The organism is Streptomyces sp. NPDC006140 (genome assembly GCF_040628815.1).
In the GTDB taxonomy this organism is placed as follows: Bacteria; Actinomycetota; Actinomycetes; order Streptomycetales; family Streptomycetaceae; genus Streptomyces.
Map to the genome: position 1 here is coordinate 633,515 of NZ_JBEXTS010000002.1, position 13,177 is coordinate 646,691.

A 13,177-nucleotide genomic window follows, 5' to 3' on the forward strand; every position below is an offset into this window, starting at 1 on the left:
GTCGTGACGAAATGAGCAGGAACGTTGCTGCGGTGCGGGCGGCGAAGGGGCCGTGGTCCCGTGCGCGGCGACCGGAGCCGTGTCGCCGCCCCCTGGGCCGCGCTGTCGGCGTCCAGGCCGGTCGACTTACACTCCGGGAGTGACCGTCACCGCAACCTCCGTCGACGAGTCGGACCAGCTGAAGCCGCGGATCGCCTCCGGGACACCGGCGGCGTGGTCCCAGCGGCTCGTGCGCCTCCTCCCGGCCGCCACCGCCGCGCTCTCCGGCCTGCTCCTCTACGTCAGCTTCCCGCCCCGCACCCTGTGGTGGCTGGCCCTGCCGGCCTTCGCCGCCTTCGGCTGGGCGCTGCGCGGCCGCGGCTGGAAGGCGGGGCTCGGCCTCGGCTACCTCTTCGGCCTGGGCTTCCTGCTGCCGCTGCTGGTGTGGACCGGCGTGGAGGTCGGGCCGGGCCCCTGGCTCGCCCTGGTCGCGATCGAGGCGCTCTTCATCGCACTGGTCGGCGCGGGTGTCGCGGTCGTGTCGAAGCGGCCCGGGTGGCCGGTGTGGGCGGCGGCCGTGTGGACCGCCGGCGAGGCGGCACGCGCGCGTGTGCCGTTCGACGGCTTCCCCTGGGGGAAGATCGCGTTCGGGCAGGCGGACGGCTTGTTCCTGCCGCTCGCCGCCGTCGGCGGCACTCCGGTGCTGGGCTTCGCGGTGGTCCTGTGCGGCTTCGGACTGTACGAGGTCGTCCGGCTGGCCGTGTCGTGGCGGCGGACCGGGACGGTGCGGCGCGCCGCGGCGGCCGTGGGCCTGCTGAGCGTGGCCGTGCCGGTCGTGGGCGCGGTGGCGGCCCGGCCGCTGGTCAGCGACCAGGCCGAGGACGGCAGCGTCACCGTCGCGGTGATCCAGGGCAACGTGCCCCGCGCGGGCCTGGAGTTCAACGCCCAGCGGCGGGCCGTACTCGACTACCACGCGCGCGAGACGGAACGCCTGGCCGCCCAGGTCAAGGCCGGCAAGGTCGCACGCCCCGACTTCGTGCTCTGGCCGGAGAACTCCTCCGACATCGATCCCTTCGCCAACCCCGACGCCCGAGCCGTCATCGACACGGCGGCCAAGGCCATCGGCGTGCCCGTCTCGATCGGTGGCGTCGTCGAACGGGACGGCAAGCTGTACAACGAGCAGATCCTGTGGGACCCGGTGAAGGGCCCCGTCGACACCTACGACAAGCGCCAGATCCAGCCGTTCGGCGAGTACCTGCCGTTCCGCTCGCTCATCGGGGCGATCAACAGCGACTGGACCTCGATGCAGCGGCAGGATTTCAGCCGCGGCACGAAGCCGGGCGTGTTCACCATGGACGGCGCCAAGGTCGGTCTCGTCACCTGCTACGAGGCCGCCTTCGACTGGACCGTGCGCTCCGAGGTCACCGACGGCGCCCAGATGATCTCCGTGCCGAGCAACAACGCGACCTTCGACCGCAGCGAGATGACGTACCAGCAGCTCGCCATGTCCCGCGTCCGCGCCGTCGAGCACAGCCGTACCGTGGCCGTGCCGGTGACCAGCGGTGTCAGCGCCTTCATCATGCCGGACGGCAGGATCACGCAGCGGACCGGCATGTTCGTGGCCGACTCGCTGGTGCAGAAGGTGCCGCTGCGGTCCTCGCTGACCCCCGCCACGCGGCTCGGCGTGCTGCCGGAGATCGCCCTCGTCCTGGTCGCGGCGGGCGGACTGGGCTGGGCCGTCGGCGCCGGTCTGCGCGGGCGACGCGCCGGTGACGTCTAGACGCGCCGGTGACGTCCAGTCGTATCCCGGTCGCACGCTGCCTGAAACGGGTCGGGGCGCCCTGACCGGCCCCTTAGGGTCGACGTCATGGCTACTCCCGACTTCATCCGCGCCCTCCGTGCCTCCGCCGGGCATCAGCTGCTGTGGCTCCCCGGAGTCACCGCCCTGGTCTTCGACGACGAGGGCAGAGTCCTGCTGAACCGCCGGTCCGACACCCGCAAGTGGTCGGTGATCGGCGGCATCCCGGACCCCGGGGAGCAGCCCGCGGCCTGCGCCGTGCGGGAGGTCTACGAGGAGACGGCCGTGCGCTGTGTCGCCGAGCGGATCGTCCTCGTCCAGGCCGGGGACCCCGTCACGTACGACAACGGCGACACCTGCCAGTTCCTGGACATCACCATCCGCTGCCGGGCCATCGGCGGCGAGGCCCGGGTCAACGACGACGAGTCGCTGGAGGTGGGCTGGTTCGACGTCGACGCCCTGCCCGAGCTGAACGAGCACTGCCTGTTCCGGATCAAGCAAGCCATGTCGGACGCCCCCACATGGTTCGACCCCACTGACTCCAGCTGAACTATGGGGTCTGACCATATGGGGCGCGGCAGGGGCGCTGCCTAGGGTCGAGGCATGACCGCGCCCCGTGTCCTTCCGGCTCCCCACGCCTCCCCGCTCGACCTCGGCGGCCGCACCGCGCTCGTCACCGGCGCCGCCGGCGGCATCGGCCGCGCCTGCGCGCTGCGGCTCGCGGCCGCCGGGGCCAAGGTGAGAGCGGTCGACCGGGACGCCGCCGGCCTTGAGACGCTCGCCGAGCAGGGCCGTGACCTGGCCGGCACCGTGGAACCGCACGTCCTCGACCTCACCGACCTGGACGCCGCCGAGCTCGCTGCCGCGGGCACCGACGTCCTCGTCAACAACGCCGGGCTCCAGCTCGTGCGCCCCATCGAGGAGTTCCCGCCCGACGTCTTCCACACGGTGCTCACCGTGATGCTGGAGGCACCCTTCCGCCTCATCCGTGGTGCCCTGCCCCACATGTACGGGCAGGGGTGGGGCCGCATCGTGAACGTGTCGTCCGTCCACGGACTGCGCGCTTCCCCCTACAAGTCGGCCTATGTGGCCGCCAAACACGGCCTGGAGGGGCTCTCCAAGACCACCGCCCTCGAAGGCGCGCCCCACGGTGTCACCTCAAACTGTGTGAACCCCGCCTATGTGCGCACCCCACTGGTCGAGAAGCAACTCGCCGACCAGGCCCAGGCGCACGGCATCCCCGAGGAGCGGGTCCTGTCCGAAGTGCTGCTCCAGGACAGTGCGGTCAAGCGGCTCATCGAACCGGAGGAGGTCGCCGAGGCCGTGGCGTACCTGTGCGCTCCGCAGGCGTCCTTCGTCACCGGCACGTCGCTCGTGCTCGACGGCGGCTGGACCGCCCACTGAGCACGGCGGTGTCCGTCGGCCGGGGAGTTATCCACAGGGCTGACGGGACGGGCGGGTCATGGTGAATCCTGTGGGCATGTCCAGCGATCACGTTCAGCCGGCCGGGCGATTCGCCGGCGCCGCGGAAGGGCCGTCGGGTCGGGCGGAGGTGCCGTCGGGCCGCGCGGAGATGCCGTCGGCGCGTGCGGAAGTGCCGTCGGGTCGGGCGGAGGCGCCGTCGGGCCGCGTGGAAGTGCCGTCGGTGAGTGCCGAGACGCCGTTCCTCGAGCTGCTGGCCCGGGGCGCGTCCGCCGACGCCTACGAGCAGCCGGTGCTGCTGGCACGCGCCGAAGGACGGCCGGCCGAGTGGATCGACGCGCTGCAACGGGCCAAGCCGCTCGCCCTGCGCGTGCGTGCGGAGCTGGAGGGACGCCGCCGCCGCGAGGCCGAGCTGTCCGCCCTGTTCGAGACCGCCCACGATCTCGCCGGGCTGCGCGACCTGGACGCCGTGCTCCAGGCGATCGTGCAGCGCGCCAGGTCGCTGCTGGGCACGGACGTCGCGTACCTCAGCCTGAACGACCCCGAGCGCGGCGACACGTACATGCGGGTCACCGAGGGCTCGGTCGCGGCCCGCTTCCAGCAGCTGCGACTCGGCATGGGCGAGGGCCTCGGCGGCCTGGTCGCCCAGACCGCACGTCCCTACGTCACCGACGACTACTTCAAGGACGACCGCTTCCAGCACACCCTCACCATCGACGCGGGCGTGCGGGACGAGGGGCTCGTGGCCATCCTCGGCGTGCCGCTGACGCTCGGGCACCACGTCATCGGGGTGCTGTTCGCCGCGGACCGCCGTGCCCGGGTCTTCGAGCGGGAGCAGATCGCCCTGCTCGGCTCCTTCGCCGCCCTCGCCGCGGCGGCCATCGACACGGCCAACCTGCTCGCCGAGACGCGCTCGGCGCTCGCCGGCCTGGAGCGGGCCAACGAGATCATCCGGGACCGCAGCGGTGTCATCGAGCGCGCCTCCGAGGTGCACGACCGGCTCGCCGAGCTGGTGCTGCGCGGCGGCGGGGTGCACGACGTGGCCGCCGCGGTCTCCGAGGTCCTCGACGGCACGGTCGAGTTCGCCGAGGCCGCCACGGCACCCGCCGAGGCACTGGAGGCCTCCCGCGCGGACGGGCACGCGGTGCGGCACGAGGACGACTGGATCGCCGCCGTCGCCGCCGGCGGTGAACTGCTCGGCGCACTCGTGCTGCGCGGACACCCGGGGCTCGACCCCGTCGACCAGCGCACCCTGGAGCGGGCCGCCATGGTCACGTCCCTGCTGCTCCTGGCCCGCCGGTCCGCCGCCGAGGCCGAACAGCGCGTGCGCGGCGAGCTGCTGGACGACCTGCTGGACGCCCGCGACCGTGATCCGCGCCTGCTACGGGAGCGGGCGGCCCGTCTCGACGCCGACCTCGACGCCGTCCATGTGGTGCTGGCCGCGCGGCTGGAGGGCGGCGCGGCCGACGCCGGCCAGGAGGCGGACGCCCGCAGACGCCTGGCGGCCGCGGCGTCCCACCTGGCCGCGACCCGGCACGGCCTCGCCGCCGCACGCGACGGCGGCACCGTCCTGCTGCTGCCCCTCGGCCCCGGCGACACCGCCACCGACCTGGCGCGCACGGCCGCCCGGCAACTGGGCACCGCGGTCCACGCGCCGGTCACCGTCGGCGCCTCCGCACCCGCCGAGGACCTCTCCACCCGCCCGGACACGGTGGCCACGGCCTACGCGGAGGCCCGGCGCTGCCTCGACGCCCTGGGCCTGCTCGGCCGTTCCGGGGACGGGGCCGCCGCCGAGGACTTCGGCTTCCTGGGGCTGCTCCTGGCCGGCGACCGGGACATCCCCGGCTTCGTCGACCGCACCATCGGCGACGTCGTCGCGTACGACCGAAGACGGGGTACGGAGCTGCTGCGCACCCTCGACGCGTACTTCGCCTGCGGCATGAGCCCCGCCCGCACCAAGGACGAACTGCACGTCCACGTGAACACGGTCGCCCAGCGCCTGGAGCGCGTCGGCCGCCTCCTGGGCGACGACTGGCAGACCCCGGCACGCGTCCTGGAGATCCAACTCGCCCTGCGACTGCACCGGTTGTCGGCACCGGCGCGGCACTGACCCCCGTACGCGGGGACGTACGGGGGCCGGCCGCACCGGCGGAAGGCTCAGGGGGTCCGGGCGTCCGCCGCCGGGGCCGTGGCCCGGTCCGGGCCGGCGGCGGGGGTGACGTCGGACAGGTCCCGGTGGCGGGTCTCCTTCGCCGCCGCCACGGCGACGACGGTGAGGAGGGAAGCGGCGACGACGTACAGGGCGATCGGTGTGGAGCTGCCGTAGTCGGAGAGGAGCGCGGTGGCGATCAGCGGCGCGGGCGCGCCTGCCGCGACGGAGGCGAACTGGGCGCCGATGGACGCGCCGGAGTAGCGCATCCGGGTCGCGAACATCTCGGAGAAGAACGCCGCCTGCGGCGCGTACATCGCCCCGTGCAGCACCAGCCCCACGGTGACGGCGATGATCAGGTTGCCGAAGCCGCCGGTGTCGATCAGCGAGAAGAACGGGAACATCCACAGCCCCACACCGACCGCGCCCACCAGGTACACGGGACGGCGGCCGATCCGGTCGGACAGCGCCCCCCACGCCGGGATGACCGCGAAGTGCACGGCCGAGGCGATCAGTACCGCGTTGAGCGCGACCTGCTTGGAGACGCCGGCCGAGGTGGTGGCGTAGACGAGGATGAACGCGGTGATGACGTAGTAGCTGATGTTCTCCGCCATCCGGGCGCCCATCGCGACCAGGACGTCACGCCAGTGGTGCCGCAGCACGGCGACGAGCGGCAGCTTCTCCGCGTCCCCGGACCGGGCCGCCTTACGGGCCTCGGCCTGCGCCAACGCCTGCTTGAAGACGGGGGATTCATCGACAGACAGACGAATCCACAAACCGACGATCACCAGCACGCCGGACAGCAGGAACGGGATCCGCCAGCCCCAACTGCCGAACGCGGCGTCCGAGAGCAGGGCCGTCAGCAGGGACAGCACACCGGTGGCGAGGAGTTGCCCCGCCGGCGCGCCGGTCTGCGGCCACGACGCCCAGAACCCGCGCCGTCGCGCGTCACCGTGCTCCGACACGAGCAGCACGGCACCGCCCCACTCGCCGCCGAGCGCGAAGCCCTGCACGAGCCGGAGCACGGTGAGCAACACCGGCGCGGCCGTCCCGATGGTGGCGTGCGTGGGCAGCAGCCCGATCGCGAAGGTGGCCCCGCCCATCAGCAGCAGACTCAGCACCAGCAGCTTCTTGCGCCCGAGCCGGTCGCCGTAGTGCCCGAACACCAGCGCGCCGAGCGGCCGGGCGGCGAAACCGACCGCGTACGTCAGGAAGGACAGCAGTGTGCCGACGAGCGGGTCGGAGTCCGGGAAGAACAAGGTGTTGAACACGAGCGCGGCGGCGGAGCCGTAGAGGAAGAAGTCGTACCACTCGATGGTGGTGCCGATGAGGGACGCGGCGACGATGCGCTTGAGGCTGGCGGGGGGTGGGGGAGCGGTGGTTTCGGAGGCCATGTGCGCCACTTCCTCGTGTGCGGTGGGGACGGGTGGGTGTCGGCACACAGTAGAAACATGCAGGTCAGGCGCACATGTGGCGGGGCAACATAGTTCGAGGGTTGGCTATGCCTGTGGCCACCATGCCGGCTCGCGGAAGGGCGGTTCAGGGGCTCGGAAGTGGGTGGAGCATGTGCCGTCCGGGAGCGTAGTTCGGGGTGATTTGACGGTGCGGTGCTGACTCCCGTGCTGACTTGGTGCTGACTACGCTCCGTTGAACTCGGACATCTGGGGTTCATCGGCTCAGAGTCGTCGCGTGGTAGGTGACGGGGCTGAGAGACCGAGCCTGGCCCTGCCGTTCAGCCGCCGCGGGCTCGGGCAAGGCGCTGCACCCGTGTGCGGTGCGCGTTTCTCCCAGCAGGTTCTTCGTCTTGGAGCTGGCCACACAACCTCACCTGCCGGTCCGTTGTCAGTGTCACCAGTTAGGTTCGAGCACAGTGCGAGAGGCCGGGACGTCCTCGCGGACCCGCAGCAGGGCCAGCCTCTCCCTGCCGCTCCAGGCGTACTTCGCGACGGCGGCGAGGCACTCGCCGACCGGGCCAGCGAGTGAATGCCCTCGCCAGCATGCCGCACGGCCTCGGCGTTGCCGGCCGCACCTCGCCGACAGCGCGGCGGGCGTACGTCGGGCATGGCGGGCTCCAGGCGGGAGAGGGGCAACCGGGCGAGGAGCGGCGGAGTTCTGACGCGATCGGGTGGAGGCGGGCCTTGCCACCAGTGGGCGAGCGGCCTGACCACCGGGGCGGACATGGCCCGGCCGGCGCGTGGTCAGCGCGCCGAGCTCAGTGGCATGACCCTGCGATACGTCGGCACTGCGATCGCCGCGACCGCGACGTGCATCACGAGCAGCGCCACCACACCGGTCACCTCACCCTCGCCGAACTGGAAGAAGTCCGGAACGCAGGACAACACGACGACGGAGGGGACGAGCCGGCGGAGCAGCCGTTCGGGATCGGGGGAAAACCTGCGGACGAGGGCCCATCCGGCGGATCCCGCCAGCACTCCCAGCGCGGTCAGAAAGACGTACGACGAGGGCTCCAACGGGTCGAAGTCCTCCGGTGCACCCAGTGCGTGCGCCAGCACAGCGATCAACGCGTTCGCAAAAGAGGACAGCAGGAAGGCGACGAACACGCCTCCCGCCACCACGAGCGGACACCGACGTGAAGGGAGCGTCTCAGAGACAGGGGACATGGCAACTCCGGCTTATGAGAGGGAACATGGTCAGTTCTTGGGGCTACTGGTGGCATCCACTTGCTGGAGGAGACGGCCGCCGTCGACGCCGTCACGCCTGCCGGCCGCGCGCCGTGTCGCAGCCACGAGGTAGGCGACGGCAGCCGCGAAGACCAGCAGCGCGATCCAGTCGTTCAGGCGCAGGCCCAGGATGTGGTGGGCCTCGTCCACCCGCAGGTACTCGATCCAGAAGCGGCCGACGGTGTACGCGGCGGCGTACAGCGCGAACGCCCGGCCCCGGTCGAGACGGAAACGGCGGTCCGCCCATACCACCAGCGCGACCACGCCAAGACACCACAACGACTCGTACAGGAACGCCGGGTGATACGTCGCCAGGTCCGGGGTGGCCTCAGGCCGGTGTGCGGGGTCGATCTCCAGGGCCCAGGGGAGAGTGGTGGCCCGCCCGTAGAGCTCCTGGTTGAACCAGTTGCCCCAGCGGCCGATGGCCTGGCCCAGCGCGATCCCGGGAGCGACGGCGTCGGCGAACGCGGACAGGGCAACGCCCTTCCGGCGGCAGCCGATCCAGGCTCCGACGGCCCCACCGGCGATGGCGCCCCAGATACCGATGCCTCCGTCCCAGATGAAAAGGGCCTTGACCGGATCGCCGCCCTTGCCGAAGTACAGCTCGCCGGACGTGATCACGTGGTAGAGGCGGGCACCGACGACACCGAATGGAACAGCCCACAGGGCGATGTCCGCCACGACGGTCTTCTCTCCGCCGCGAGCGGCCCAGCGACGGCCGCCCAGCCACACCGCGGCGGCGATTCCGAGGATCAGCATCAGCGAGTAGCCGCGCAGTGGGAGCGGGCCCAGGTGGACCTCGCCGATGGACGGGCTGGGAATGAAGGCCAGGAGCACTGGTGGTTCCTCACAAGGGGCGGTGGGGCAGCAGGCCGTCGGCTGCGGGGCCGATCGTCGCCGCCCGCGCCCCTCACACACATCGACCGATCGACGCGCCCTGCATCCACCGATCGGTGGACCCGCCCCCACTGGCCGGCTGATTCTCCCGCTACGCGGCTGCGCCTACTCTGAGGGCCATGGCACTGCGACAGGCGTGGGAGTGGGAGCGGTGGAAGACCATGGGGCAGCACGCCTTCTTCGCCACCGTGCTCGCCCTGTCCGTGCCGGGTGCGCTGGCCGGGGCGGATATGACGACCGGCGCGGCGCTGTCGCGGATCGGCCCGGCGGTGGGGCTCGCCCTTTGGTACGCGTACTGGATCGCGCTGCGCGGTGGCGCCGACCGCCCGCCGCTGCCCTACCTTGTCGGGGCCATGGCCGGATGGGCGTTCATGGCCGTGGTGGACCCTGCGTTCCTCCCGGTCGCCGTGGCGGTGCTGAGCCCTTACTGGCTGAGGCGGGCCTGGTGGTCCGCCGGCGGGGTGCTGGTGCTGGGCGCCGGCTGGTCATGGCAGAGCCTCACCACGGACGGCTCCGTCGACGTACGGGCGCTCACGGGCTGCGTGCTCGCTACCGCGGTGGCGGTCACCATCACCTGCTACGTCGCCACCCTCGACCATGAGAGTCACAAACGGCAGCGGCTCCTCGACGAACTCACCGCCACCCAGGCCGAACGCGCGGCAGCGGAACGCCAGGCGGGTACCCTGGCCGAACGTCAGCGCCTGGCCCGCGAGGTCCACGACACGCTGACCCAGGGGTTCGCGTCCATCGCCATGCTGCTGGACGCCGCACGCGACGACCTGCCACCCGACTCCCCTGCGGCCCGCCGCGTCGAGCATGCCATGCGCACGGCCCGGGACAACCTCGCAGAGAGCCGCCGCCTCGTGCACGCCCTCCGCCCGGCGCCACTGGACCGCACCCACCTGGCGGACGCGGTCCGCGAACTCACCGCCCGGCTCGCGGAGGAGACCGGCGCCGAGGCCTACACGGTCGTGACCGGCCGCCCGGCCGCCCTGCCTCCCAGTACCGAGGGCGAGTTGCTGCGGGTCGTGCAGGAGGCACTGACCAACGCCCGGCGGCACGCCCGCGCGATCAGTATCTCGGTCACGCTCTCGTACCTCGGCGATGTCCTGGCGATCGACATCCAGGACGACGGCACCGGTTTCGCGCCTGCTGCCCGGCACCCGGGCGTCGGCCTGACCACCATGCGGGAGCGCATCGCCGCCTTGCACGGCACGTTCACGGTGGAAAGCGCCCCGGGCGAGGGTACGACCGTCGCCGTCACGGTGCCGCTCCCGGCCGAGCCTCCGTCCTCCGAACCCTCAGCCGTGTCGGGCGCCGAGCGGATGGCCCCGGCGTCATGAGGACTTCGACCGGCCCCACGATCCGGGTCCTCCTCGCCGACGACCACCCCGTGGTCCGCGACGGGCTTGCCGCCATGCTGGCCACCCAGCCCGACCTCACGGTCGTCGGCGAAGCCGCCAACGGTGCCGAGGCACTGCACCGCACCGCCTCACTCGCACCCGACGTCGTGCTGATGGACCTGCAGATGCCCGGCATGGACGGCACCGCCGCGACCGCCGCCATCCGTGCCGCCCACCCCGAGGTGCGGGTACTCATCCTGACCACCTATGACACGGACGCCGACATCACTGCCGCCGTCGACGCCGGCGCGGTCGGCTACTTGCTCAAGGACACCGGACGACACGAGCTCTGTGAGGCCGTCCGTACCGCCGCCCGGGGAGGTGCGGCTCTGTCGCCCACGGTGGCCGCCAAGGTCCTCGCCCATATGCGCGGCGACCGGGTCGCCGGCTTGTCCGGCCGGGAACTCGAAGTCCTGTCCGCCGTGGCCCGGGGGCAGAGCAACAAGCAGATCGCCCGCGCCCTGCGCCTGTCCGAGGCCACGGTCAAGACCCATCTGCTGCACATCTACACCAAGCTCGACGTCGGCGACCGGACCGCCGCTGTCACCGCCGCACTTGGCCGAGGAATCATCCGCATGGACTGAAGGCCTTGCTGGAGTGTTGCTCGGCGGTACGGCGAGAGGCCGAGGAGTTCCATCAGTCGGTCCGACCGAGTAGAACGTGTGCTTTGGTCAGTCTTTCGGTGTGCGATGACGAGGACGCGGCCCTTGTCGTCTCGTTGGGCGACGGCATGGCCTTCGCGCTCCGCCCCTTCCCCCAACCCCGAGCGCCGGCGAGCCACTTCCGGCCCGACCGGGGCCGCCGACCGCAGAGTACGCCGCCCGCGCGGTCCTCGCAGGCACCGCTGTCGAAGTATGTCGACGACCGGTCGCCTGCCGCGCGGCGTGCGCAGTCGTCCTTGCCCGTGCACACCGCGAGGCGCTGGTCGTAGCGCGGCGGAGAGAAGCGGGGCACGTCGGCGTCCTCGCCGCGCGAGGCCCGGGCCTGCTGCACGGGCTCGGGCAGGGCGGCTGTCAGGTCGACGATCCGCCCCGGCTTCGATTCCGGCGCATGAAGCGTCGGCGGCTCGCGGTCCTCCCGTTGGGTTTGGACGATCTGCGCGAGCGCCTGCGCGCGGTTGTCGTGGGTGAGCGCCTCGCCGGTGCCCCCACGCGCGACCGGCGCGTGCCCGGATGCCGCACGCAGGCCGGTCATGTGATTCGCCTCAGTAGGGCACTTGCAGGTGGTTTCGGGCTGGAGGCGCTGGCTCTGTCGGGGGTGGGTGTGGGCTGAATGGTGTGTGCCCGTCCGGGCAGGGCCTTCCGCACCATCAGGTCCGCCGTAAGGGTGCGGGCCTTTGGTGTCGCCCTATCCCGGAGGACTTTCTTGCACGTGGACACGACGGCCTCCCGCGAAGTGTCGGACCGCTCTCGGGGGAGAATGGCGGGACGGGCGGTGGTGGTCGGCGCAGGGATCGCGGGGCTCGTCGCCGCCCGGGTGCTCGCCGATCACTTTGAGACTGTCGTCGTACTCGAAGCCGCGCCGCTGCCGTCAACGCCCATGCCGCGCAGGGGGGTCGGCCAGGCTCGGCATCCGCACGGCCTCTTGGTCAGCGGTGCCGCGGAACTGCAGCGCCTCTTTCCCGGGCTGAGGGAGGAGTTGTCCGCTGCAGGGGCGCCGTCGTTCGACTACGGGCTGCGTACGTCGGTTGTCCTCGGGGGCCGTCGGGTACCGCGCGCTTCCGCCCAGGTCACCGTGCAGGCCTTCTCCCGCGACCTGTTGGAGTGGACCCTGCGCAGACGCGTGCTGGAGGACTTCGCAGTGACCGTTCGCGACCGCAGCCGGGTGGAGGGGTTGTGCTGGAACCAGCGCGCCTCACGGGTGACCGGAGTCCGCCTGGAGGGCGGGCGCACGCTCGATGCACTCCTGGTCGTCGACGCTTCCGGGCGCTTCTCCTCGCTCCCTGACTGGCTGGAGAAGGGTGGCCAGGTGCGCCCGGCGCAGTGGGTTACGGACGCGGGCCTGGTGTACGCGACCAGGACGCTGCAGGCGCCCGCGCAGGATTTCGACGCCCTGTTCCAGCCGTACAGCGCCCCGAAGCAGTCGCGGGGCGGTTTCGCCGCGCGACTGGAGCACGGGCATTGGCAGGTCACCCTGTACGGTGCGGGCGGCGACCACCCGCCCGTGGACCCCGAAGGCTGGCGGCGATTCGCCGCGAGCTTGGGCAACCGCGACCTCGACCGCCTGCTCGCCGGCGCCGTCCCCGTCCCGGGCGGCAGAGTGCACGTGTTCAGACGCACCGACAACCGCCTCACCCTGTATGCGCGGGCCCGTGGCTGGCCCGACGGGCTGGTCGCCGTCGGCGATTCCATCGGCGCCTACAACCCGGCATACGCGCAGGGCATGGCCATGGCCGTGCTGCACGCCCGTGTCCTTGCGGACCACTTGGCCCGGGCCCGACGTGGCCGACCGGCCAAGAGGCGCCGCACCGGCCACACCCGCATTGTGCAACGGCACCTCACGCGCATCGCCCGCAAGCAGTGGATCGTGACAGCGGGCGACGACCTCGTCTGGCAGTACCAGATGAAACAAGGCTCATTGCCCCTCTGGCTGCGCCCGCTCGCCTGGTACAAGGAGCGCCTGTTGCAGTGCGCGGCGACCAATGCAGATCTTCACCGTCTGTTCGTCAGTGTCTTCCACATGCTCAGGCCCCTCTCCGCGCTGGCCCACCCCATGACCCTCATAAAAGTCCTGCGCGCCCGCTGAACCCTCCGGTTCCAGCATTCCAGCCCATCGATTTCTGTGGTGCGATAATTCGATGCGCAGAGTAATTCGCCCAAGGTTTGATCGCGGAGAAGTCGGAAATGAT

11 protein-coding genes are annotated in these 13,177 nt (G+C 71.8%); 7 read left to right on the forward strand and 4 right to left on the reverse strand.

The features are described 5' to 3' along the window. Positions 1 to 139 precede the first annotated feature (139 nt). The 4 genes from lnt (at position 140) to ABZ386_RS08065 (ending at position 5,309) form a co-directional block, all read left to right on the forward strand. Complete coding sequence (gene lnt, locus ABZ386_RS08050; protein ID WP_358964223.1) at positions 140 to 1,759, forward strand: apolipoprotein N-acyltransferase; 1,620 nt, start codon at positions 140 to 142, stop codon at positions 1,757 to 1,759. A gap of 87 nt (positions 1,760 to 1,846) precedes the next feature. Further along, complete coding sequence (locus tag ABZ386_RS08055; RefSeq protein WP_356504786.1) at positions 1,847 to 2,326, forward strand: NUDIX domain-containing protein; 480 nt, start codon at positions 1,847 to 1,849, stop codon at positions 2,324 to 2,326. 54 nt (positions 2,327 to 2,380) lie between these two features. Beyond that, positions 2,381 to 3,181, forward strand: coding sequence for a 3-hydroxybutyrate dehydrogenase (locus ABZ386_RS08060; protein ID WP_358964226.1), 801 nt, complete (start codon positions 2,381 to 2,383; stop codon positions 3,179 to 3,181). A 58-nt stretch (positions 3,182 to 3,239) separates the two neighbouring features. Beyond that, positions 3,240 to 5,309 carry a GAF domain-containing protein gene (locus tag ABZ386_RS08065; protein WP_358964229.1) on the forward strand — a complete coding sequence of 690 codons (2,070 nt, stop codon included), beginning with the start codon at positions 3,240 to 3,242 and terminating at the stop codon, positions 5,307 to 5,309. Between the two features lie 47 nt (positions 5,310 to 5,356). Here ABZ386_RS08065 and ABZ386_RS08070 read toward each other — a convergent pair whose 3' ends face one another. The 3 genes from ABZ386_RS08070 to lgt form a co-directional block, all read right to left on the reverse strand. Next, a complete protein-coding gene (locus tag ABZ386_RS08070) occupies positions 5,357 to 6,742 on the reverse strand; it encodes an MFS transporter (RefSeq protein ID WP_358964231.1) in 1,386 nt (461 codons plus the stop codon). Between the two features lie 804 nt (positions 6,743 to 7,546). Then, positions 7,547 to 7,909: a DUF6069 family protein gene (locus ABZ386_RS08075; protein WP_351336336.1), complete on the reverse strand. Its 363-nt coding sequence runs from the start codon at positions 7,907 to 7,909 to the stop codon at positions 7,547 to 7,549. A gap of 90 nt (positions 7,910 to 7,999) precedes the next feature. Then, the gene (lgt, locus tag ABZ386_RS08080) at positions 8,000 to 8,866 is read right to left on the reverse strand and encodes a prolipoprotein diacylglyceryl transferase (protein ID WP_358964233.1); all 867 of its coding nucleotides are present in this window, start codon (positions 8,864 to 8,866) and stop codon (positions 8,000 to 8,002) included. 179 nt (positions 8,867 to 9,045) lie between these two features. Here lgt and ABZ386_RS08085 point away from each other — a divergent pair, with 179 nt between their 5' ends. Both ABZ386_RS08085 and ABZ386_RS08090 read left to right on the forward strand, forming a co-directional pair. Beyond that, positions 9,046 to 10,269 carry a sensor histidine kinase gene (locus ABZ386_RS08085; RefSeq protein WP_358964236.1) on the forward strand — a complete coding sequence of 408 codons (1,224 nt, stop codon included), beginning with the start codon at positions 9,046 to 9,048 and terminating at the stop codon, positions 10,267 to 10,269. Further along, positions 10,266 to 10,913 carry a response regulator transcription factor gene (locus tag ABZ386_RS08090; RefSeq protein WP_351336328.1) on the forward strand — a complete coding sequence of 216 codons (648 nt, stop codon included), beginning with the start codon at positions 10,266 to 10,268 and terminating at the stop codon, positions 10,911 to 10,913. Before ABZ386_RS08085 ends, ABZ386_RS08090 begins: the two co-directional genes overlap by 4 nt. A 52-nt stretch (positions 10,914 to 10,965) precedes the next feature. Here ABZ386_RS08090 and ABZ386_RS08095 read toward each other — a convergent pair whose 3' ends face one another. Next, positions 10,966 to 11,523, reverse strand: coding sequence for a hypothetical protein (locus ABZ386_RS08095; protein WP_358964239.1), 558 nt, complete (start codon positions 11,521 to 11,523; stop codon positions 10,966 to 10,968). Positions 11,524 to 11,700: 177 nt separating this feature from the next. Here ABZ386_RS08095 and ABZ386_RS08100 point away from each other — a divergent pair, with 177 nt between their 5' ends. Continuing rightward, a complete protein-coding gene (locus ABZ386_RS08100) occupies positions 11,701 to 13,074 on the forward strand; it encodes a tryptophan 7-halogenase (protein ID WP_351336323.1) in 1,374 nt (457 codons plus the stop codon). Positions 13,075 to 13,177 lie beyond the last annotated feature (103 nt).

Excerpts from the sequence above, each read along its gene's own strand:
- ABZ386_RS08065 (WP_358964229.1), top strand. The coding sequence starts at position 3,240 with ATGGTGAATCCTGTGGGCATGTCCAGCGATCACGTTCAGCCGGCCGGG.
- ABZ386_RS08070 (WP_358964231.1), bottom strand. The coding sequence starts at position 6,742 with ATGGCCTCCGAAACCACCGCTCCCCCACCCCCCGCCAGCCTCAAGCGC.
- ABZ386_RS08055 (WP_356504786.1), top strand. The coding sequence starts at position 1,847 with ATGGCTACTCCCGACTTCATCCGCGCCCTCCGTGCCTCCGCCGGGCAT.
- ABZ386_RS08085 (WP_358964236.1), top strand. The coding sequence starts at position 9,046 with ATGGCACTGCGACAGGCGTGGGAGTGGGAGCGGTGGAAGACCATGGGG.
- ABZ386_RS08060 (WP_358964226.1), top strand. The coding sequence starts at position 2,381 with ATGACCGCGCCCCGTGTCCTTCCGGCTCCCCACGCCTCCCCGCTCGAC.
- ABZ386_RS08090 (WP_351336328.1), top strand. The coding sequence starts at position 10,266 with ATGAGGACTTCGACCGGCCCCACGATCCGGGTCCTCCTCGCCGACGAC.
- ABZ386_RS08095 (WP_358964239.1), bottom strand. The coding sequence starts at position 11,523 with ATGACCGGCCTGCGTGCGGCATCCGGGCACGCGCCGGTCGCGCGTGGG.